This window comes from Spiroplasma gladiatoris, assembly GCF_004379335.1.
GTDB lineage: Bacteria > Bacillota_I > Bacilli_A > Mycoplasmatales > Mycoplasmataceae > Spiroplasma_A > Spiroplasma_A gladiatoris.
Map to the genome: position 1 here is coordinate 889,917 of NZ_CP038013.1, position 23,060 is coordinate 912,976.

21 protein-coding genes and 1 rRNA gene are annotated in these 23,060 nt (G+C 26.8%); 2 read left to right on the plus strand and 20 right to left on the minus strand.

The features are described from left to right. Positions 1 to 225: 225 nt before the first annotated feature. From SGLAD_RS03950 to SGLAD_RS04000, 11 genes are all read right to left on the minus strand, one after another. Positions 226 to 1,746, minus strand: a 16S ribosomal RNA gene (locus SGLAD_RS03950). Between the two features lie 390 nt (positions 1,747 to 2,136). After that, positions 2,137 to 3,387 (minus strand): polysaccharide biosynthesis protein, encoded by a 1,251-nt coding sequence (locus SGLAD_RS03955; protein ID WP_134297788.1) that lies wholly within the window; start codon positions 3,385 to 3,387, stop codon positions 2,137 to 2,139. Between the two features lie 92 nt (positions 3,388 to 3,479). Next, complete coding sequence (locus SGLAD_RS03960; RefSeq protein ID WP_134297791.1) at positions 3,480 to 4,895, minus strand: NADP-dependent glyceraldehyde-3-phosphate dehydrogenase; 1,416 nt, start codon at positions 4,893 to 4,895, stop codon at positions 3,480 to 3,482. A gap of 43 nt (positions 4,896 to 4,938) precedes the next feature. After that, entirely contained in the window at positions 4,939 to 5,682 is a 744-nt protein-coding gene (locus tag SGLAD_RS03965; protein WP_134297794.1) for a TrmH family RNA methyltransferase, read from the minus strand. A gap of 17 nt (positions 5,683 to 5,699) precedes the next feature. Further along, positions 5,700 to 6,815: a hypothetical protein gene (locus tag SGLAD_RS03970; protein ID WP_134297796.1), complete on the minus strand. Its 1,116-nt coding sequence runs from the start codon at positions 6,813 to 6,815 to the stop codon at positions 5,700 to 5,702. A 19-nt stretch (positions 6,816 to 6,834) separates the two neighbouring features. Further along, complete coding sequence (locus SGLAD_RS03975; protein WP_134297798.1) at positions 6,835 to 7,335, minus strand: dUTP diphosphatase; 501 nt, start codon at positions 7,333 to 7,335, stop codon at positions 6,835 to 6,837. Between the two features lie 99 nt (positions 7,336 to 7,434). Continuing rightward, the gene (locus SGLAD_RS03980; RefSeq protein WP_134297801.1) at positions 7,435 to 8,991 is read right to left on the minus strand and encodes a glycoside hydrolase family 32 protein; all 1,557 of its coding nucleotides are present in this window, start codon (positions 8,989 to 8,991) and stop codon (positions 7,435 to 7,437) included. Positions 8,992 to 9,008: 17 nt separating this feature from the next. Then, entirely contained in the window at positions 9,009 to 10,610 is a 1,602-nt protein-coding gene (locus tag SGLAD_RS03985) for a glycoside hydrolase family 32 protein (RefSeq protein ID WP_134297804.1), read from the minus strand. A 20-nt stretch (positions 10,611 to 10,630) separates the two neighbouring features. After that, complete coding sequence (locus SGLAD_RS03990) at positions 10,631 to 12,298, minus strand: glycoside hydrolase family 32 protein (RefSeq protein WP_166739174.1); 1,668 nt, start codon at positions 12,296 to 12,298, stop codon at positions 10,631 to 10,633. A gap of 119 nt (positions 12,299 to 12,417) precedes the next feature. Next, positions 12,418 to 13,698: a glucose-6-phosphate isomerase gene (locus tag SGLAD_RS03995; protein ID WP_134297811.1), complete on the minus strand. Its 1,281-nt coding sequence runs from the start codon at positions 13,696 to 13,698 to the stop codon at positions 12,418 to 12,420. A gap of 20 nt (positions 13,699 to 13,718) precedes the next feature. Continuing rightward, positions 13,719 to 14,045: a S1 RNA-binding domain-containing protein gene (locus SGLAD_RS04000; RefSeq protein ID WP_134297814.1), complete on the minus strand. Its 327-nt coding sequence runs from the start codon at positions 14,043 to 14,045 to the stop codon at positions 13,719 to 13,721. A gap of 91 nt (positions 14,046 to 14,136) precedes the next feature. On the opposite strand from SGLAD_RS04000, the gene SGLAD_RS04005 reads away from it, so the two are divergent. Both SGLAD_RS04005 and SGLAD_RS04010 read left to right on the plus strand, forming a co-directional pair. Next, positions 14,137 to 14,376 (plus strand): NifU family protein, encoded by a 240-nt coding sequence (locus SGLAD_RS04005; protein WP_243831612.1) that lies wholly within the window; start codon positions 14,137 to 14,139, stop codon positions 14,374 to 14,376. 13 nt (positions 14,377 to 14,389) lie between these two features. Further along, the gene (locus SGLAD_RS04010) at positions 14,390 to 14,872 is read left to right on the plus strand and encodes a hypothetical protein (RefSeq protein WP_134297817.1); all 483 of its coding nucleotides are present in this window, start codon (positions 14,390 to 14,392) and stop codon (positions 14,870 to 14,872) included. A 27-nt stretch (positions 14,873 to 14,899) separates the two neighbouring features. On the opposite strand, the gene SGLAD_RS04015 is transcribed toward SGLAD_RS04010, so the two are convergent. From SGLAD_RS04015 to sufC, 9 genes are all read right to left on the minus strand, one after another. Then, on the minus strand, positions 14,900 to 15,727 hold the full coding sequence (locus SGLAD_RS04015; RefSeq protein WP_134297820.1) for a lipoprotein: 828 nt from the start codon (positions 15,725 to 15,727) through the stop codon (positions 14,900 to 14,902). Between the two features lie 31 nt (positions 15,728 to 15,758). Then, positions 15,759 to 16,601 carry a hypothetical protein gene (locus SGLAD_RS04020; protein ID WP_134297823.1) on the minus strand — a complete coding sequence of 281 codons (843 nt, stop codon included), beginning with the start codon at positions 16,599 to 16,601 and terminating at the stop codon, positions 15,759 to 15,761. Then, positions 16,570 to 17,364 carry a hypothetical protein gene (locus SGLAD_RS04025; protein ID WP_134297825.1) on the minus strand — a complete coding sequence of 265 codons (795 nt, stop codon included), beginning with the start codon at positions 17,362 to 17,364 and terminating at the stop codon, positions 16,570 to 16,572. Before SGLAD_RS04025 ends, SGLAD_RS04020 begins: the two co-directional genes overlap by 32 nt. 182 nt (positions 17,365 to 17,546) lie before the next feature. Further along, positions 17,547 to 18,305 (minus strand): J domain-containing protein, encoded by a 759-nt coding sequence (locus SGLAD_RS04030; RefSeq protein WP_134297826.1) that lies wholly within the window; start codon positions 18,303 to 18,305, stop codon positions 17,547 to 17,549. A 34-nt stretch (positions 18,306 to 18,339) separates the two neighbouring features. Next, positions 18,340 to 19,752 (minus strand): Fe-S cluster assembly protein SufB, encoded by a 1,413-nt coding sequence (gene sufB, locus SGLAD_RS04035; RefSeq protein WP_134297829.1) that lies wholly within the window; start codon positions 19,750 to 19,752, stop codon positions 18,340 to 18,342. A 1-nt stretch (position 19,753) separates the two neighbouring features. Beyond that, positions 19,754 to 20,191 (minus strand): Fe-S cluster assembly sulfur transfer protein SufU, encoded by a 438-nt coding sequence (gene sufU / locus SGLAD_RS04040; RefSeq protein WP_134297832.1) that lies wholly within the window; start codon positions 20,189 to 20,191, stop codon positions 19,754 to 19,756. Between the two features lie 12 nt (positions 20,192 to 20,203). Beyond that, positions 20,204 to 21,418, minus strand: coding sequence for an aminotransferase class V-fold PLP-dependent enzyme (locus SGLAD_RS04045; protein ID WP_134297835.1), 1,215 nt, complete (start codon positions 21,416 to 21,418; stop codon positions 20,204 to 20,206). A 1-nt stretch (position 21,419) separates the two neighbouring features. After that, positions 21,420 to 22,187: a SufB/SufD family protein gene (locus SGLAD_RS04050; protein WP_134297838.1), complete on the minus strand. Its 768-nt coding sequence runs from the start codon at positions 22,185 to 22,187 to the stop codon at positions 21,420 to 21,422. Next, positions 22,187 to 22,927: a Fe-S cluster assembly ATPase SufC gene (sufC, locus tag SGLAD_RS04055; protein WP_134297841.1), complete on the minus strand. Its 741-nt coding sequence runs from the start codon at positions 22,925 to 22,927 to the stop codon at positions 22,187 to 22,189. The genes SGLAD_RS04050 and sufC overlap by 1 nt, the downstream gene beginning before the upstream one ends. Positions 22,928 to 23,060 lie beyond the last annotated feature (133 nt).

Here is a 23,060-nt window from a genome sequence, read left to right on the forward strand (position 1 = left end):
TCTTAGTAATTTTTAAGTTACTGTTATACGTTTTTTTATGAAACGTAAGAAAAATTAAAATGTCTTTTTCATCTAATATTCAGTTTTCAAAGAACGATTCTCAGAAATTAAAGACGCTATAAAGCGTCCACAATCTCTGAAAACTAGATAGAACCAGATTATAACCAAAAGCTGTTTTATCGATTCGCTCAGCTTTTTATCATTTAACTATGATTAACTCCATAGAAAGGAGGTGATCCATCCGCACGTTCCCGTACGGATACCTTGTTACGACTTCACCCTAATCGCTAATCCTACCTTGGTACGCTCTCTCCTTACGGTTAAGATACGTGCTTCTGGCATTACCAACTCTCATGGTGTGACGGGCGGTGTGTACAAGACCCGAGAACGTATTCACCGCGACATTGCTGATTCGCGATTACTAGTGATTCCGGCTTCATGAAGTCGAGTTGCAGACTTCAATCCGAACTGAGACTGACTTTTTGAGATTAGCTCCCTCTCGCGAGATTGCGACTCTTTGTATCAGCCATTGTAGCACGTGTGTAGCCCAGGACATAAGGGGCATGATGATTTGACGTCATCCCCACCTTCCTCTAGCTTACACTAGCAGTCTCGCTAAAGTCCTCAACTTAATGTTAGTAACTAGCGATAGGGGTTGCGCTCGTTGCGGGACTTAACCCAACACCTCACGGCACGAGCTGACGACAACCATGCACCACCTGTCTCAATGTTAACCTCCACTACATCTCTGTAGCTTTGCACTGGATGTCAAGCCCTGGTAAGGTTCTTCGCGTTGCTTCGAATTAAACCACATGCTCCACCACTTGTGCGGGTCCCCGTCAATTCCTTTGAGTTTCACTCTTGCGAGCATACTACTCAGGCGGAGTACTTAATGCGTTAGCTGCAGCACCGACTAATGCCGACACTTAGTACTCAACGTTTACGGCGTGGACTACTAGGGTATCTAATCCTATTTGCTCCCCACGCTTTCGTGCCTCAGCGTCAATTACAGGCCAGTAGACCGCCTACGCCACTGGTGTTCCTCCATATATCTACGCATTTCACCGCTACACATGGAATTCCATCTACCTCTCCTGCATTCTAGTTACCCAGTTTTCAAGGCGAACTGGAGTTGAGCTCCAGGCTTTAACCTCAAACTTAAATAACCGCCTACGCACCCTATACGCCCAATAAATCCGGATAACGCTTGCCACCTATGTATTACCGCGGCTGCTGGCACATAGTTAGCCGTGGCTTTCTGGTTAGGTACCGTCAAACTAAAAGCATTTCCTCTTCTAGCATTTCTTCCCTAACAACAGAGCTTTACAATCCGAAGACCGTCATCACTCACGCGGCATTGCTTCATCAGGCTTTCGCCCATTGTGAAAAATTCCCTACTGCTGCCTCCCGTAGGAGTCTGGGCCGTATCTCAGTCCCAATGTGGCCGATCAACCTCTCAGTTCGGCTACGTATCATCGCCTAGGTGGGCTTTTACCCCGCCTACTAGCTAATACGCCGCATCCTCATCTTCTAGCGACCCATACGGGCCTTTTAACAACTTCTGATGCCATAATGTTGTCGTATGCGGTATTAGCAGTCGTTTCCAACTGTTATCCCCCACTAAAAGGTAGATTAGATACGTGTTACTCACCCGTTCGCCACTAGGTGCAAAGCACCTCGTTCGACTTGCATGTATTAGGCATGCCGCCAGCGTTTATCCTGAGCCAGGATCAAACTCTCATTAAAAAAATGCGAATATTTTGATTCATGGCTATATCTGTTTATTACTCAAAAAATTGAATGTATGTATGTACAATTAATTATTTGGTTGTTGTTCTATCTAGTTTTCAAAGATCGTTATTGTTGTGCTGCTATCAATTGAGCACATACATAAATATATAATATTTTAAAATTTAATACAAGTGTTTTTTGATTTTTTTTTAAAATATTTTTAATTTTTTTTGCGTCTTATTCAGCGGCTCTCTTAGCCCTAACTCGACGGCTTTCATATAATAATACTTTACATTCTTAAATACAAGTGTTTTTGAAAAATTTTTTCACTTTTTTTATAAACTTTGTAAAACAACGATAAATACGAGGTTTTTTTTTATTAAAAAATAAAAAATGAGATAAATTTTAATCATCTCATTCTATTGTTGTGCTTTTTTGGTCAGAATCATCATTTATTGGGTCAAAAATTTTATTTACATCAATTTCTAAAGTTTTAGTTTTTTCTCTTTGTAATTTATCAACTACATTAAAACTTTCATTCAAGTTGTTAGAATTCTTATTTTTTTGTGAAACTCTTCTTTTTTGATTTTTAATAACTTCTCAAATTCTATCTCCATCACCTAAAAAAACTTTTCCCTCATAATCAAGATCGATTCTAGGCTCTTTTCTTTCTCGTTGTTCTTTAGTTTTGATATTATTCACAACATTTCCGATTGGTTGTTTATAAAGACTAGCTTTTTGAGCTACTAATCTTCTCGGAATAATGGTTTGTTTATAAGGATCTTTAGGTTTGTCAAAATCCAAATACTCTTCAACAGTATTTGAATATTTATCTTCTTGAACGATTTCTTTTTCAATTGACTCACTTTTATCAACTGGTGTTTCTAAAACTTCTTCATGTTCTTGGGTTTCATAAACTTGTTGTTCTTCAGATTCATTAACTTCATCGGTTGCTAAAAATTGACTTTCGACATCCATGTTTTCAAAATCGTTTTCTGCTAAATTATTTCTTAATTTTTGAATTTTATCAGCTATATTAAATGTTTCATCATTTGGAGTTGATGTAAATGAAAGATCTGGTTCTGGTTCGTTTTGAGAATCAGCTTCTAAATTGGCTTGATTTTGAAAAGATGGTGAAAAATTATTTTGATTAACAAAATTGTTATTTGTAGACACGTTTTGTTGTTTTTGCACAACTGGTTTTACAACATTAGTATTGTTTGCGAAAGTTAAAGCGATGTTAATGATATTTAATACTAAATAAATTGCTATAAGAGCAATTGGTAAATAAACAAATAAAAATTTTGATAAATTTGTTATATTTGTTTTTGTATAATCCAGTGTTGTGTTTTTTGCCCAAATAGTATTTGAATTTATTAGTGTTATAAAGTGAAAAATCAATATAGCAATTAATCCTATATAAACAAATAAATTTATAACAATAAATGCTTTTTGTTTTTGTAGTAAAAAACTTAATAAGTTTGAGATAAATGCGATTATTGCAAATGTAAGTATGAGATATTGCGAAACATTAAATAGTTTAATCACAAATTTTGTTGAATTACTGACATTCATAATAAAGGCAACAGATGCTAAAATGAAAATTGGTGTTACCAAGATTCCCATAGCAAAATTAATTATTTTTGCTGTTCTCATAAAAAATACCCCTATCTTTTTGCCCTAATATACTATTATATTAGCATATTATCTATGTATATTTGTAGTATTAATTTATCAAAAAAATAAGTTTAATAATTAATAACAATACCACGATATCTTGTCATACTCAAAAGTGATTCTCTAATCCCTTGAACTCCTTCTCCAGAATCTTTTATTCCTAAAAACGGAAAACAATCAGGTCCACGTTGAGATTTTGAATTAATATTAATAGTTCCTACTTCAATTTGTTTGGCAACATTTAATGCAGTAGAAATATCTTGACAAAAAATACTTGCTTGAAGTCCGAAATTTGATTTATTAGCGATTTCAATCATTTCTTCAATAGAATTTATTCTTAGTATTGGTAAAACAGGCCCAAATGGCTCTTCTCAGGCGATTCTCATATCAGTTTTAACATGATCTAGTAATGTTGGTCACATTAGATTGTTTTGGCGTTTATCACCAATTACAACTTGTGCTCCTTTAGTTTTTGCATCATCAATTAATCCTTGAATAAAATCACTAGATTTAACATCAATTACTGGTGTAATTGATGCGTTATCTTCTGGATTTCCAACACTTAGTTTTGTAATTTTTTCTTTTAATATTTCTACAAGTTTATCTGCATAATTATCAAAAACAAATACTCTTTTAATAGCAGTACATCTTTGTCCAGAATAACCAAAAGCTCCACTAATAATTTCATTAGCATACTTTTCAAGATTAATATCATCAAGAACTAATGCTGGATCTTTTCCTCCTAATTCTAAAACAAGATCGGTGGTACTACCATTTTTTCTAATTTGATTACCAACATTAACACTGCCAGTAAATGAAATCATATCAATTTCAGGGTTTGAAGTAATTAAATCTCCTACTTCACTTCCTCTACCTGTAACTACATTAAAAATTCCCTTTGGAAGTTTTGCTTCAAAAGCTAGTTTTCCCATATATGCACCAACTAAACTTCCAGCAGTTGCTGGTTTAAAAACAACACTATTTCCCATAACAAGAGCAGGAATGATTTTTGCTAATGCAAGATTAAATGGGTAGTTAAATGGAGAAATAGCTAAAATAACTCCTTTAGCAACTCTTGAAAAAATCCCAATTTTATTTTTAGCCCCCATCCCTTCACCAGTCATTGCTTTAGGATCAATTCTTTTTGCTTCTTCTAATGTATAATCAATAATTTCTACAGTTCTTAAAACTTCACCTAATGAATCTTGTAAGTTTTTTGCAATTTCTTCACTCATTATTTGTGCAATTTCATTTTGGTTTTTTATAATTAAATTTTTAAATTCATTGATAAAAGCAATTCTTTTTAATAAATCAACTTTTTCTCAACTTTTTTGTGCATATCTTGCACTTTTATAAGCATTTTCAATATCTTTTTGTTTTAAAGCAGTCACTCTTCCTGCTGGTTTTAAAGTTGTTGGATTAATAATTTCTAATCATTGACCATTTTCAATAAATTCATTATTGATAAAAGCTTTGTATTCTCTCATAATCGATTCCTTTCTTGTTAATTATATATATTTAATTTAAAAATTAATTTTTATTAAATAATTTGTACATCAAAATTGATCCAGCAACACCAACATTTAAGCTATCAACTTCACTATTAATATCTAAAAGTAAATTATAATCACTTAATAAAGTTAATTGTTGTTTTACACCACTACCTTCGTTTCCTAAAATTAATCCATAATTTTGTTGTTCATCTAATTTATCCAAATTAAAGTTACTAGTTTGATTTAAACTAGTTGATATTATTTTTAATTTTTGATTTTTTAACAAATTAATTTTTTTTTCTAAATCACAATACTCAATATTTAATTTAAAATGATTACCTTGTGCTGCTCTTAAAACTTTAGGATTATAAACACTAACACAATTAAAAGAGCATAAAATATTTTTAAAATTAAAAGCTAATGCACTTCTTAATAATGTACCTAAATTACCAGGATCTTGAATATCATCTAAAATTAAATAATTTGAATTAGTAATTGGATTATTTTTTATATTACAAACAGCAAAAATCTCTTGACTAGTTTTTAAATCACTTAATTTTTTTGCAACATTATCACTTATTTCAATAATGTTTTTAAAATCAAAACTTTTAAAATGTTTTTTAGTAGTTAAAATAGTATCTACAACGTTATTTTTTAAAGCTTCATTAACAATGTTTAAACCTTCAATCAAATATTGTTGATTTAAAAATTGATTTTTTTTATCTTTAAGTGTTAATAATTTTAAAATATAAGCATTTTTAACTGATGTAATGACTTCCATATTTTTACCTTTCGTTTTTATTCTGCAACAAATGTAAATCCAATTTCATATAATTTGTTTTCTGGTTTTGAATAATCATTACCTTTATAATCGGGATTTTCAACAGGATAGCCATGCACACCTTGCGCTCTTCTTGGGGGGTCTAATAATTTCGCTTGAATCGAAACCAATGGACTTACTTTTTGACCACTTGCTTTTTTTTGCCTAGTTTCGTTCATAAGATCTTCATAGTCTTTAACTTTTTCTTGTTTAACTAGAATTCAAATTTTATTTTCATCTCATCATTTAATGATTTTTTTATATTCATTTCAAGTAAATTTAGTAGGAACATCTCCAGCAATAAAACGATTGTTTTGTTGACTTCATCCAGTTACAAAATCTTTTCAAACAACATCTCCTGTTCTTCCTGATGCCATTAACTGTTTTGTTTTTGTAATACATTCTTCAATGGTTTTATTTCCATACCCTATAAAAGTGTTCCCATTTCAAAAAGTAATATAAGAAAACTTTTTAGGATTTCAAACTTCTTCAAAACTAACAGTACTTACTCAATATCTACCATCAGCATGATTTTTAAATAATTCAAATCCATATTTACTATACTTGATAACAATTTCTTTTTTACTTATTTTTACAATTTTATATGTAAAAGTATTTACAATTAAATCTATTTCTTCTTGGGTGAAATTATCTCTAGCATGACGACTAGCATCTCTCAATTTAGTTCTTGGGTCTCTTAAAAAACGATTAATCGCTGCTAAATCAGGTTTGTATCTTCCATAAAGGCGATCTTCACTGTTAGGGTCAGGCATAACAACTTTTGAACCAGTTTTTTCTTTTTCAGTACGTTTTTCACGTTCTTCATTTTGTTGTTTTAATCTAGCAATAATACTTTTTGCATCACTTTTTGATTCTTCGTTTTGAGAATTACTTAAAGTTTCTTGTTTTTCATTTTTTACAACCTCATTTTTTACAGTAAAATCATTCTCTTCTAAATAACGCTCATTAACTAATTCTTCTTTTATATTTTCTTTTGTTTCTTTAACATCTTCTTTTAAAGATGGCATTTTTGGGTCATTAGGATTGTTTGGTTTGTAGTCTGTTAATTTTTTTTCAAATTTATTATCTTCCATAAAATCACCCCCTACTTTTTTAATAATTATTATCTTGTCTTTTAAAATTTATCTCATTTTTTTTATTATATGAAACAATTAAGTCTTCTTGACTAAAATTTAATATTTTTGCAATTGAAAAAAATGTATCAAGCATTATTTTATAGTTATTATGACTTTTATTATTGTTAAAATTAGCAATACTTTCAAAACATTTTAAATATGCAGTATTTATTTCATTTTCTTTAAAATCAAATTTATAATCTTTAAAATCATAATCAATCATAATCGCAATTGAAAAAATAAAGTGAATAGCATCTATATATTCTTCTAATAAAACTTCTTTTGAGCTTGCTGATTTATTCGATCAAAATTTAAAAGACCTTTGTTCATTGATAAATTCGCTAACCTCAACATATAAAGCTACTATTTTTTTTGATAAAAGCTCATCATTTTTAATAATTTTTCATTTATCTTCAATATACTTATCTAAAATTTTTTGTTTTTCAAAAATATAACTAATATCTGCGTTTTTTAACATTTATTTTCTCCTTATAATGATTTTAATTAAAAATAAATTAGTGTCAATAAAAGAAAAAAATAACTCCTTATAAAAATTATTAAAGAGTTATTTTACTTTTTAGTTTATTATTGTGTTTTTTAAATCAATAATTGAGTAATTAAAGTCAGTGTTGATTGAACTATTAAAATTGAGTTTTTCATCCTTTTTAGCACTATTAAATTTCAAAAATGTAAATGTATAATAATTAGATAATTTAATTTCAATAACAGTTTTATCTAAATAAACTTCAAAATTATTACTAATTTTATCACTATCAAATTTTAAACTTCTAGATAGATTAAATTCTACTGAATCTACTAATCTTTCATAATTTGTAGTTCTTTTAAAATCAATTGAATTAGTTTCATAGTTAATATGAAATTTTAATTCATAAATACTGTCTTTAATTTCTAAATCAATTTTATTATTAACTTTTTTATCAAAATTTAAGCTTAATTTGTAAGTCCCTCCGTTTTCTGTGAAGTTATTAGTATTATAGCTTTGAATTTTTTTAGTCTCTAAAAAATCTTTAAAACCAAAAATTGAAGATTCAATTGAATAATTGTTATTAGTTTTTTTCAAAACTAATTTTCTAGCTAATGACATTGCCCCAATTCTTCCATCATCTGGAGCATTATAAATATAGTTTCAATTTCCAACTCAAGCTGTTGAAATTAATTCATCAATATTTCGATTTGTTGTATTTTTAGTCATAAATTTTGCAGCATAAAAATCTGTTCCAAAGTCTAGTCTTTTTGTTTCTTGATTTTCATCTGGTTTAAAAACAAAGTTTTTATTAATAGTTCCAACTACATAATAAGTACCTGAAGAAAAGTTATCCGCATCAGGTCCTCATGAACCGTTACCACAATAAAATAAAACTCATTTTTTTTCATTTGAATCACTAACTTTCATTTCAAATAAGTTAGGACATTCTAACATAGGATGTTTAGCAACATATTTTCCAGTTTTTTTATAACCCTCAGTTGGATTGTCTGAAACTCAAACTCCAAAACTATCGTTTTGAGCTAAATACATAACATATTTGTTATCAATCTCAAAAAAATAAGGATCTCTAAAATCTCCTGGATTTTCAATTTCTTCACGATAATTAATAATTGGAGTTTGTTTTATTGCTGAAAAACTATAACCTCCATCAGTAGAGTAAAAACCTAAAATATTTTGCTCATTTTTTCCAAAAGTTGAAGTCATTGCAATTATTGCATCACTTCCATAACCAAATGAATTATTTTTATCTTCAAATACAGTTCCTGATGAAACATCATTATAATCAGTTGCATCATTTTTTAATGCAATTCCTACATAGTTTCAATGAACTCAATCAGTTGTGGTTATATGATACATACTTGAACCCCATTTACCTTTATTAACCCCATAATCATCAAATCTTGCTTGATCATTATAAAGATAGTAAATGTGTCAAACACCATCACGATAAAAACCACCTTGTATATCATTCATTAGACCAACTTTATCCATTTGAATGTGAAACTGGTTAGTATATCTTTCCTGGCGTTGATAAGGGTCTGAGCTTGTATTAAATATACTTAATACTAGAATATTTCAAATTATTAAGAAAGCCAAAAGAACTTTTATAATTCATTTTATTTTCATACAATTTTCCTTTATTACTATGCAACTTGATAATATTGATATTCAATATCAATATTATCAGCATTAAATTTAATGTCTTCTTTTGAAATTGCATCTATAAATTTAAGCATTGAAAATACAGTTCCATCAATAAATTTAAACTCAACTATTGTTTTATCTACATAAACTTCAAAATTTAAATCTCCGTTAAGATTACTTAAATCAGTTTTAAAAACTCTTAACTTTTCAAATTCTTCTTTACCATAATTAAAACTTATATTTATTAATCTTTTAACAGATATTTGATTTTGTAAAAAATCAAATAAAATTGTAATGTTATATTGATCATCACAAATTTGCATTTCTACATTGTCTTTATTATTTTTTTGAATATTTTTTAAAATGAAATTAGTTTTAAAGTACTGACCTTTTAAGTTTTCATGTTCTAAAAAATTAGTTTGATTAATAATATTTCCTGTTTTTAAAACTTGAAATTTATTAAATCCTAAAAAATTAGTTTCAAATGTATAGTCTGGTTTTTCTTTAGTTCCTTTATTTAAAAGTTTAATTTCTCTTGCTAAAGACATATTTCCAAGTCTTCCATCATTTGGAATAGAAAAATTATAGCTTCAATTATTAACTCACCCAGTAGTTATTAGGCTATCAATATCAGTATTTTTATAGCTTGTTGACATAAATTTTGCAGCATAATAATCTGGTCCAAAGTCTAATCTTTTGTATGCTTCTTCATTATCTGGTTTAAAAACAAAAGTTTTTTCATCTAAACTTCCAGTTACATAATAGGTTCCAGAAGATAAATTATCTGCATTTTCTCCTCAACCACCATTTCCACCATAAAGTGCTACTCATTTTTTTTCGACTGAATCTTTTATATTAATTTCAAATAAATTTGGACACTCTAACATTGGATGTTGCGCTTTAAAGCTACCAGTTTTTTTATATTCTCCAAGTGGATTATCAGAAACATAAACTCCAAACTCATTTTCTTCAGCTATATACATAATAAATTTATTATTTTTTTTAAAAAAATAAGGGTCTCTAAAATTTTCATTAGTTTCTTTATGAGGGTTTCATAAAATTGGTTCTTCTTTTACTGGATTAAATTTATAACCTCCATCAATTGAATAAAACATCATGATATTTTGACCTGCATCACTATAAGAAGTTGTTATTGCAATTATTGCTTCACTTCCATAGCCAAAAGAGTTTTCTTTATCTTCATAAAAAGTACCTGATGCTTGGTCACCATATTTTGTTGTGTATTTTGGAACAGCTGGTCCTTCATAATTTCAGTTTATTCAATCAACTGTTGTTACATGATATCAAACTGATCCAAACTTTCCGTGATTATTTCCATCTTGATCAAAAATTCCATCTGCATTTTGTAAAAAATATACATGTCATTTACCTTCGCGATAAAATCCACCTTGTATATCATTCATCATACCAGTTGTTGGATTTTGAGCGTGAAATCGATTAGTGAATTTTAAGTTGTCTATTTCTGGTAATTTATAACCTTGGTTATTTTTTGGTGTAAATGGATTTCTACAACTAATTACAGATACTGACAAAGTCGAACTAATTATAAGAGTTGATAAAATATTAATTAATTTTTTCATAGTTTTTTCCTTTTAAATAATTATTTTTGATAGTAATCAAAAGTGAAGTTGTTATTAGTTGATAATAATTTTAGTTGTTCAAAAGAATTTCCATCAATAAATTTCAATAATGAAATTGCAGAACCATCAGGCATTATTACTTCAATTGTTGTTGTATCAACATTTAAAGAAATTTTAAAATCTTTTGTCAAATCAAAATTTGTGTTATAACTTCTTTCTTGAATAAATCCATTATTTTGTTTTAAAGTATCATAATTTGAACTTCTTAGTGAAGTGATTTTATTTTTCTTTAAATCAATTTCGATTTTAGTTTTGTATTTTTTATCACTAAAAGAAAGTATGTATTTATCTGAATCAGTTACATTTTTAAAATTTAAATCGAGTTTGTAACTTCCTCCAGCTAGCTTATTTGAAATTAAGTCACTATTGTTTCCACTTTTAGTTTTTTTTCAACTGTCTTGACCTAAAAACTTTTGTTCAAATCCATACTCACCATTTTGATTTTGAGTTAGTCTAATTTCTCTTGCTAAAGACATATTTCCTCAATATCCAGTATTTGGAACAACTCTGTTGTAGTCTCAACTACTCATTCATCCAGTTCCTATTAAATGATCATTTAAATCACCGTTTTTATAATCATTAAAGAATTTTGCTGCATAAAAATCTGCTCCAAAATCTAATCTTTTAGCAGGTTGATCTTCAACAAAAACAAAATTGCTATCTAAATGACCAACTGCATAATAAGTACCTGTTCCTAAGTTATCTACAAGTTCAGGGTTTTCATTTGTATTATTACCGTTTCCACCATAAATCATTACATACTTTTTATTCTTTTGATCACCATTTACTTTTAATTCAAATAAATTGGCACATTCAACCATTGCATGTTTTGCAAGATATTCTCCTGTTTTTTTGTATTCACCAAGAGGATTATCACTAACATAAACTCCGAATCTATCAAGTTCAGATACATACATAATGAATTTATTATCTTTTTTAAAAAAATGAGGATCTCTAAAATCTGGATAAGTACCCTCAGCTTTTCCGTTTTCTAAAATTGGTTTTCCATTATTTAACAATTCAAAATTATAACCAAAGTCATTACCTACACCATTTTCATTACCTGGTGAAGAATAATACGCCATTATATTTTGTCCTTTTTCTCCTCCGTATGCAGTAGAAATAGCAACTCTTCCGTTTTTTATTTTATCTGGATTAAAATCTCCATCAACATCAAGATATAAAGTTCCTCCCGCTGCATCTCCTCAATCATTTCATTTTTTTACAGCTAAACTTTTATATTCATAAGTATTGAAGTCTTTTGTTTGAACATGGTATCATTCAGTACCATTTTTTCCAATTTGCTCACCATTACTATTATATTCTGCATCTTTATTGTATAAAAAATATAAATGCCAATAAGTTCCATCAAAAAAGGCACCTTGCATATCATTTAACATTCCTTTTTTATCTGGTGCATCAACATGAAAATTGTTTAAAAATTTATTTTGCTCATCTTTAGGTTGATATAAACTTTTATCAAAAAAGTTATATTCATCTAATTTTTTATTATCATTTTCTGTTTGATTATCATCTTTTTGTTTTGGTGTATTTTCACATGAAACAAGCATCATTGCTGAACTTGAACATATTGTTAAAACTCCTAATATGTTTAATAATTTTTTCATTTTTCTCCTAATTGTCATTTTTTATAAAATAACTTACTTATTTTATAATGAAATAAAAAAATATACAAAAAAATCATAGATAAAATATCCTATGATTTTTTTGTATATGAAGTTTGATATTAATATCCTGGTTTTTTTAATAATTTAAACATATTTTGTTTATAAATTTCTACTCCTGGTTGATTAAATGGATTTATATCCAATAAATAACCGCTCATAGCAACAGCTTTCATAAACCAATATATGGCATAACCAAACATTTTAGCATCCATTGATTCAAACTCAATAACTATATTTGGCACATCTCCAGAATTTGCATGAGCATCAATTACTCCTTTTAAAGCAGTTTGATTAATCTCATGAAACGAGTTTTTAGTTAAATAATTTAATCCGTCTAAATTTTCTTTATTTTCAGGAACTTTTAAATCATTTGATGGTTTTTTAATATCAATAATTGTTTCAAATAAAACATTTTTTGTTCCTTCTTGAATAAATTGACCAAGTGAGTGTAAATCTGTTGAAAATACACAACTAGATGGAAATAAACCAACCCCATCTTTTCCTTCTGATTCACCAAACAATTGTTTTCATCATTCATTAAACATTTGCATTTGCAATTCATAACTTACAAGTGTTTCTGCTTTATAACCTTTTTTAGTGTTCAATATGTATCTTGCAACAGCATATTGATAGGCACTGTTATTAATATCTTTTAAATCTTCATATGCTTGTTTAGAACCTTCAAACAATTTATCTGTATCAATTCCAGCCACTAATAACGGAAAAATTCCAACAGGTGTAAACACGCTAAATCTTCCTCCAATATCATCTGGAATTGTAAATGTTTGATATCCTTCTGAAGTTGCTAATTCTTTTAAAGCACCTTTTGCTTTATCTGTAACTGCAACAATTCTTTGTTTTGCTATTTCTTTTGACTTACTATCAACAAGTAATTTTTCAAATACTCTAAATGCGATTCCAGGTTCAGTAGTGGTTCCTGATTTTGAAATGTTTGCAATACCAAATTCTTTATCTTTTAAGAATTCAACTACTTGATGAATATAAGTAGAGCTAATTGTGTTTCCTATATAGATTAGTTTAACTTTGTCATTTGGAAATAACCCTCTGATCATTTCATCAGCTGCTCTTGCTCCTAAATAACTTCCACCAATACCAATTACTAATAATACTTCAATTTCATCACGTAATTTTTTTGCTACTTCTTTCATTTTTTGATATTCTTCTTTATCAAAGTTAATTGGTCAATCAACTCATCCTAAAAAGTCACTACCTTTTCCTGTTTTATTTACAATCATTTCATCAATTTTTTTAATTTTATTTTGATCAAACTCTTTTATATCTTTTTCAATTTTTGAATTTGAAAAATTAATTTTTATCATATCTTAAGCCCCTTTTAGTACTATTCTGTATCTGCTACTATATTTTTTAAGTTATCAAAACCTTCACCAGTCTCTTTTATTTTAGATTCATTTTCTTTTAAAAGTTCTGGTCTAATACGTTTATAACTTAATTTCACTTGATTTTTATCTTTTATAATATCAATTACTTCAACATCAACTTCATCACCAATATTTACAAATTGTGAAATATCACCAACAAAGTAATCTGAAAATTCAGAAATATGTATCAATCCTTTTACTATACTTGACTCGTCTGTAACTTCACAAAAGGCACCATAGTTAACAATACTTGTTATCTTTGCTTTAACTTTTTGTCCTTTTTCCATTTTTTCCTTGCTCTCCTTTACTAAAAATTATAAACTTATTTTAGGAAATTATAAATGCTTTTAAAAAGAAATAGTAAAGTTGGTGAAAATTTTGACAAATGAAAATTTAGAACAAAAAGTAAAAGATGTGATTGAACAATTAAAAATGTATGTTCGCCAAGATGGAGGAGATATGGAGTTTGTTGCATTAAAAGACAAAATTGTTTATATAAGATTACTTGGAAATTGTGTTGGGTGTGGTTTGACCAATCTCACTTATAAAGAAGGAGTAGAAAGTATTTTATTTGAAGAGTTTCCTTATGATATTAATGGTGTAGAATTAGTTTTATAAAAGGAGAGAAAATATGTTATATGATACATTTTATAGCACTAGATTTATAGAGGTTTATAGTGCAGTAATTGCAACAATTACAACTTTAACAATTTTAACTGGATCTGTAGTTTTACCTTTATTATTAAAAAAATACAACGACAATAAAACAAAACTTGACTCAGCTCAACAAGCTGCTGATGAAGCATTTAAATTGTATTATTCAGATGAGTCTAAAAAAAATGATTTTGATTGATATTATGCAGAAATTTGTGCAATTCAAAAAAGATATGGAATTACAAGTGTAAGATGTTTAAATTGTAAAAAAATTACTTCTTGCACTAAATATAACGATTGATTTAAAGATAGATTAAGAGAAATCCCAGAAGTTAATAACTTTTGTTTTAAAGCTGGTAAATTAGGTTTTAAAATTGAGCTTTCAGTATTACTTTGTTATAATTGTGTGAAAGATAAAAAAGTAGAACCTTTTATTGATAAAACAAGTATAGAAAAATAAAATATGAACGTCAAAGTTCATATTTTTTTATATATTATTTAATACTGGTTTAAAAATAATTTCTTCATCTTTATCATCTTTAATGTATCTTAGACGATATTTTGCAACATTATAAGTTGGCGAGGTAATTGTGATGATTGATTCGCCACTAACACTTGTGTTAAATTGATAAAAATGTTTTTCTCCACCAAGTGATTTAATTGAAAATTTTTCTTCTTGACTTTTACCAAAAGTATTTTGTTTTCAAAAATAAGTACCGTCTTCAGCTTTTTCTACAGATTGGTATTTTATGTAATAATTGATTATGTATTCATTGTCTAAACTAACTAAATCGTAAGTTAAATCATCAAATTTTATTTTATTTACTTGTTCTTGAGAAGCGACTGGATAACTTCTTTCATAACCATAAATTAATTCAGAAGAACTTACTTTTTTTAGAATATTTTCAAATAATTTACTTGGTTTTTCACTACCCTCTTCATCTGTTAATTTAAATATTGTTTCTATAAGTTCTTTTAAAGCGCTTATATTTTTGTTACTTATGTTCTCTCAGTTTGGTGCAACACTTTGGTCAATATCATCAATTGTGATAATTTTGCTGCCTTTAAATGATGCTACTTTTTCTTCTGATGATTGAATGTTGAAAATTGATCCTTTATCCAAAAAGAATTTACTATCTGTTTGAATATAATTTGTTATTTTTTGTGATTCTTCTGATTTAGTTTGACCATACTCAAAATTAACATAGTATTTTTTTGAATTATAAAATTCTTCAAAACCTTCACAAGCTACTAAAGATGATGAGCTTGTTGTTATTATCGACAATACACTTAACAATGAAATTATTTTTTTCATTTTTCCTCCCGTGATACATAGATATATTTTATTACTTAATATTATTATTTTTAATTATTTTTTTTATAAATAAGTTTGAAATAAAATTTAAAAATATCGCAATTAATCAAACACTTATTAATAAACCTAATATTCCCATTATTGTTATAATGATTGGTTTGTTATCTGGCATAATTGGTGATATTTGACCATAAGGAAATGGAGTAAAAGCTCCGCCAATTGTTTGTCCGTCTGGATTAAAAATTTGGGGATAATAAGTATTCAAAAATATTGCTCTTATTGAAATAAATAGCGAATAAATTGCAATCATTAAAAAATTATATCAAGAATATTTTTTAACATATGTTTTTGTAGCAATAATTTCTTTTGAATTTCAAAAATAAAACATTATAAACATTAAAGGTGAAATCATGTGTTCTAAAACTGATTTTAAAATCTTATATCAGTTATTAAATCCAACAATATTGTTGCTTCCAGATATTAAATCAATTATTGAAGTCAAGTTATATACTAAGAACATAATTAAATTTAATGTTGTTACTCTTGTTAAGTTATTTTTGTTTGATATTCATGATGGCATATTTTTATGATCTAAATTTATTCAATTTAATAGACCATAAGCAAAACTTGCCATTGATATTCAAGTTGATAAATAAATTAATTGATTGATTAAAGAAAAATCAAAGTTTATTGTACTTGTTCCGTTTTTTGGGTCTGCTTGAATAATCGATAAAAACAAATCTAAAATAATTGCAAAAAATGGAACAAAAGTTGCTCATATATAAAATGATTTTTTTAAATAATGATTAATTTTTTCTTTTTTACTTATATCTTTGTTAATACTATTTTTTAAAAGTTTCGTTTCATTTGACATTATTTACTTCCTTACTAACTTTATTATACACAAGGTTTGAAGTTCAATTAAAAAACACACCCATAACTCATATTGTAGCAAATAAACCAACTATACCCAATGTAAATAAACCGGGTCCAATTTTAGTTCAATCTAATTCTGAATATGGAAAAGGATTAAATCCTTCTTGAGGTGTTTTAATTCCTGGATAATATTTTAATTCTAATGCAGCTCTTACGATCGCAAAAGTAACATAAACTGTTACAACTAAAAAGTTCAATCAACTATATTTTTTAATGAAATCTTTATCATTCACATAATTTTTTGGAAAAACATAATAAAATGCGAACATAAAAATTGGTGTTAGCATATGTTCAAGTACAGATTTTAAAATATTGTATCAAGTATTAAAACCTATGGTTGGTTTCCCTGATGATTTAGCATAAATTAAATTTAAATTATAAACAAGAAATTGAATAAAAGTTATTGTAACAACCATAGTTATGTAATTTTTCTTTCTAACTCATTCTGGCATTGCTTGATGCTTAAAGAATGCTATTAAAGAAGTTGTTCCATAAATTGTAGTTAAAACACACACTCAAACAGATAGATAAATACTTTGACTCATAACAGAAATGTCAAAGTCTTTGGTTCTATCTGCAAAAGGACCTGGCGCTGGTTCTGTAACCGATAATATTGTGTCTAAAATTAAGCAAAACATTGGAATGATTGCAAACCATAAATAAATTGCAAACTCTAATTTTTTTGGTAATTTGAATTTCATATTACACTCGCTTTCTCTTAAAGTTTTATAAACGTTATAAATATCATTTTATAGTTAAAATTTAAAATAACCAAGTTAAATTTTTAATTTAAAAAACTTTTAGTTATTAATAAAATATTTTAATTAAAAAATAATCAAAACATTAACATACTTAATAGCAGATTTTATGTGGTTATTTTAAATTATTTATTTTTTAGTTTTTTTTCAATCTCATCAACAGCTCAACCTAATTGTTGATATTTAATTTTTGCTTGCATATTTTCTTTATCTTTGTAAATTGAAGATAACTCGTAATAAATTTCTTTAATTTCTTCAATGCTCATTTGAGAATCAACACCTAAAACAGAATATGGATCTAAAGTTCTGTCGATTTCAATTACTTCTTCGCTTTTTGTTTCTGGTGTTTCTTTTCAGTTTTTAATCTTTTTTTGTTTCAATTCATTTAATAATAAATAAATTTTATTTTCATTTTGCTCAAGTTCTTCGCTAAAAATATTATAATAAATTTTAAAATCATTAAAATATTTAAAATCTTTTAGTAAGGCTTTTCTAAGTTCTCAAATTTCATTAACTTTTTTTGTATCGCCAACTTCTTTGTAGTTGTATAAAATGTTATACTCTTCTTTAAAACTTTTTTTGTATCAAGGATGACTTGTAAAATCTTCATAACTAAATAAATATAAACGGTTGTTTTTTTTAAGAATTTTAAATCATTCTTCTTTATTTTCTTTTGTTAAAATTAAAATTTTATCTATATCCGTTGTTTTTTTATCTTTATGATCATTTTTATTTATTAACTTTTTTTTATTAATATATATTGTTAACAAAAGTAATACAACACCAATTCCTATCAACACAATTATAAAAGTTATTAATGAAGATTTTCAATTAAAGTTATCTAAAAAACTTAAATTATAGTTTAAAAACTCGTTATTTTGCATTTTTATACTCTTTTCTTTATAAAAATATTATAACTTATCCAACAGAACCTTCCATATCCATTTTTATTAATTGGTTTAATTCCACCGCATATTCTAAAGGTAATTCTTTTGTAAATGGTTCTAAAAATCCCATAACAATTAATTCTAAGGCTTGAGTTTCATCAATTCCTCGACTCATTAAATAAAATAATTGTTCTTCACTAACTTTTGAAACAGTTGCTTCATGTTCGATTTGAGATTGATTATTATAAACTTTGTTTTGCGGAATTGTATCTGAATGACTTTGATTATCTAAAATTAAAGTGTCACATTCAACTCTAGCTTTCGAAAACTTTGCTTCAGGACCAATATGAGCTAAGCCGCGATAATTTGCTGTTCCTCCTTGAAAGGTAATTGATTTAGAAATAATTTTAGATTTAGTCTCTTTTCCTAAATGAATCATTTTACTTCCAGCATCTTGATAAACACCTTTTTTAGCAACTGCAATTGAAATAGTATCTCCTTGAGATCTATCGCCTTTTAAAATACAACAAGGATATTTCATGTTGATTTTTGAACCAATATTTCCATCAACCCATTCCATTCTTCCATCTTCTTCAACAATACTTCTTTTAGTAACTAAGTTTAATACATTATCACTTCAGTTTTGTACTGTTGTATATCTAACATGACTTCTTTTTCCAACAAATATTTCAACTATTGCTGCATGTAAGTTGTTACTTGAATATATGGGCGCAGTACAACCTTCAACATAAAGTAATTCAGCATCGTCTTCAACAATAATTAAAGTTCTTTCAAATTGACCAGATTTTTGATAATTAATTCTAAAATATGCTTGTAATGGTCTTTCTACTTTAACTCCTTTTGGAACATATATAAAAGTTCCTCCAGATCATACAGCACTATTTAAAGCTGCATATTTATTGTCATTGTTTGAGACTAATTTTGAAAAATACTTTTTAAATAATTCAGGATATTTTTTTAAAGCAGAATCACAATCTGTAAAAATAACTCCTTTTTTTGTTAAGTCATCTTGAAGTTGTTCATAAACTGGGGCTGCATCTCATTGAGCGTTAATTCCCATAAAAAAGTTTTTTTCAGCTTCTGGAATTCCTAAACGATCATAAGTTTTTTTAATATTATCTGGTAATTCTTCTCAATCATTTACAACATTATCTGTACCTCTTGTGTAGTAGTAATAATCTTGAAAATCAATAAAACTTAAATCCGGTCCGAAGTTAGGTTGTGGTCTTTTGTTAAAATTTTTTAAACTTTCCAATCTAAAATTTAACATTCATTCAGGTTCTTCTTTTAATTTAGAAATTTGAGTTACGATTTCTTCATTTAAACCTTTTTCAACTTTAAAAGATGATAACTCCCCTTCGTTAAAGCCATATTTATACTTGCTTATTTCATGGATATCTTTTTCTTGTTTTAATTTTTTCATTTTAATTTATTTCACTTTCTAAAATTGTTTTTAAACCATCAGCTCCTAATAGTGCACAATTTATTCGATTACCTTGTTGATAAATTTGATGAAAAATAATTAATTCATCTAAGTTTTGTTCTTGATATTCTTTTCCAGTAATCATATTATGATAGTTTTTTAAAATTGCTAAACCTTCTTCTTTTGATTTGCCAGTAAGTTGAGAACAAAGAATATCAATTGCTGCAATACTAATTACACATCCTACTCCATCAAACTTAGCGCTTTTTATAGAATCATTTTGATAATCTATTTGCACATCAATAGAGTCAGCACAAGTTGAAGAATCTTGATACTTTACAATGGCACTTTTTTCTTCTACTAGTCCTTTATTTTCTGGATTTACAAAATGTTCCATAATAATTGATCTTAATAATATTTTGTCATTTTTATCTATCATAGTTTTTCCTCTTTATAAAATTTCTTCTATTCAACTATCTGCATCTTTTAAAGCAATAATTAATTTTTTAATATCTTCTATTGTGTTGTAAATTCCAAAGCTTATTCTTATTGTTGATTCTTCTTTTAAAAACTCATTTGATAATCTTGCACAATGCTTTCCTACACGAACTAAAATGTTATATTTTTTATTTAAAAAAGAGCCAAAATCTTGTGCGTTAACGTTTTTTAAATTAAACAAAATAATTGGTTCATTGTTATTTAAATTATAAAAATTAAATTTATTTATTTCAATCTCATCTAAGTTATCTATAAAATAGTTTTTTAAGTTTTGCAAATGTTCATTTATTTTTAAATAAGTTAAGTTTTCTATAAATTCAATAGCAGTTTTAAAACCATAAATTGCACTTAAATTTAAAGTCCCCGCTTCTAAACGCATTGGTAGTTTTGCTAATCTAAATTCATTATGAGAAATTAGCGAATTATTGCCTCCTCCATAAAAAATTGGTTCTAATAATTCTAATAAATTTTTTTTACCCCATAAAACTCCCAAACCAAATGGTCCATACATTTTGTGAGCAGAAAAAGCAATAAAATCAACATTTCATTGTTTTACATCAATTTTATGATGACTAACACTTTGAGCGCAATCAACAATAATAATTATTTCATTGTTAAAAGCTTTTATTATTTTACTAATTTTTTGAATATCATTAAAAGTTCCCATTGTGTTTGAATTTGATGCAAAAGATACTAATTTAGTTTTTGTAGACAAAGAGTTTTTTAGTTTATCAATATTAATCGAACCATTATCATTTAAATTAAAATATTTTAAATTTATTTTATTTTCTTTCTCTAAAACTTTTCAAGGTAACAAATTTGAAGAGTGTTCTAACTCAGTTAAAACTACTTCATCGTTTTCTTTAAAATGTTTTTTTAACCCGCTTACGATTTGATTTAAAGAATGTGTTGTTCCGCTTGTAAAAATTATTTGTTCGCTATTATTTTCATTAATAAATTTTGCACAAGTCCTTCTAGCTTCTTCTAAAACTTGATTTGCAATGTACGCATTTTTGAACAAGTTATTGTGTGAATTAGCACCAATTTTAACATTATATTCATATTCTGCATCTAAAACTACTTTTGGTTTTAAAGTAGTTGCTGCAGAATCAAAATATATATCATTTGGGTTTAAGTCAAAATAAGGAAAAAGATTTTTGTAATTCATTTTAAAGCATTCCTTTTAGCATTTCTTTAAGCTGTTTTACAATTTGTTCATCTTCAATTTCTATAAAAATTGGTTCAAAAAATCCATTTACTATCAGTTCTTCTGCAACAGATTTTTTTAAACCTCTTGAAAGTAAGTAAAACATTTGGTCTTGATCTAACATTCCAATTGCATTTGCGTGACTTGCGACAATATCATTTTCATCAATTAATAAAACTGGATCTGAATTTGCTTTTGCATGCTCGTCTAACACTAATAATCTTAACTCTTGATGAGCTTCACTATTACTTGATTTATTTTTTATATCGCTTATACATCTAATAAATCCTTTTGAATGACCTTTTAATATTTCATAAAGTTTTATATTTGAAAGTGTGTTTCTAGATATATGATCTACTTTCACAATTGAATTTTTATTTAAATTTTCGTTTAAAATTGTAGAACTATAGATATTAACATTGCTGTTTTCACTTAATAATTTAACAGTAATATTATCATTACAATTAAAATTTGCAAAATTTGCTATTTTTAAATTTAAACTTGAGTAACTTTCAACATTAAAGGTAATGTTGAAAGTTTTTTCTTCTAAATTACTTGACTGTAAAAACAATATTGTTAAATCAATATTTAAGTTTTTAGAAATGTTAATACTTAAATCACTATTTATATTTCCAAAAATCATAATATTTTTTGCATCATTTTTAAATTCATAAAGATTTTGTTGACTATCAAAAAAATTAATAATATTTTCGTTAGAAAAGTTAATCATTAAATCAACTCCTTAACTCAGTTGTATCCTTGAGAATTTATTTTATCAACAATTTCGCTTCCTCCACTTTTAATAATTTTTCCATCAATTATTACATGGGCATGAGTTGGTTTTACTTTTTTGAAGAAACGATCATAATGAGAAACAATTATCATTCCTAATTTTGAAAAATCTAATGTATTTAAGTTATTTGATACAACTTCAAGAGCATCAACATCAAGTCCAGAATCAATTTCATCAATTAAACAAAATAAAGGGTTTAACATTTTCATTTGTAAAATTTCATTTTTTTTCTTCTCTCCACCAGAAAATCCATCATTAACAAATCTTTTTAACATACTTAAATCAAAATCTAAGTCTTTTGCTTTCAATCTTATATCTGTCATTATATCTTTTAATTTTTGCTTTTCATCATTGTGAGCATTAACAACATATTTTAAATATTCTAAGTTACTTACACCTGGAATTGTTTGTGGATTTTGCATTGCTAAAAATATACCCGCTTTACTTCTTTGATCAACACTTAAATCTAAAATGCTTTTATTATCAATTAAAATATCTCCTTTTGTAATTTCATACTTTGGATGACCCATTATCGCCATAAGTAAAGTTGATTTACCATTACCATTCGGACCCATTAAAGCGTGAATTTCTCCTGATTTTACAATTAAATCTATTCCTTTTAAAATTTCTTTATCTTCAATTTTTACATGTAGATTTTTTATTTCAATTATATGCATATAAATATCTCCTATCTTTTTAATTATAAAGATAATTGTTGAAAATAAAAATCAAATAGTAAATGAATGTTATACTTAAAACTTTCAAATAAATATTACTTATTTGTTTTTTTTCTTTATAATTATTTTGATA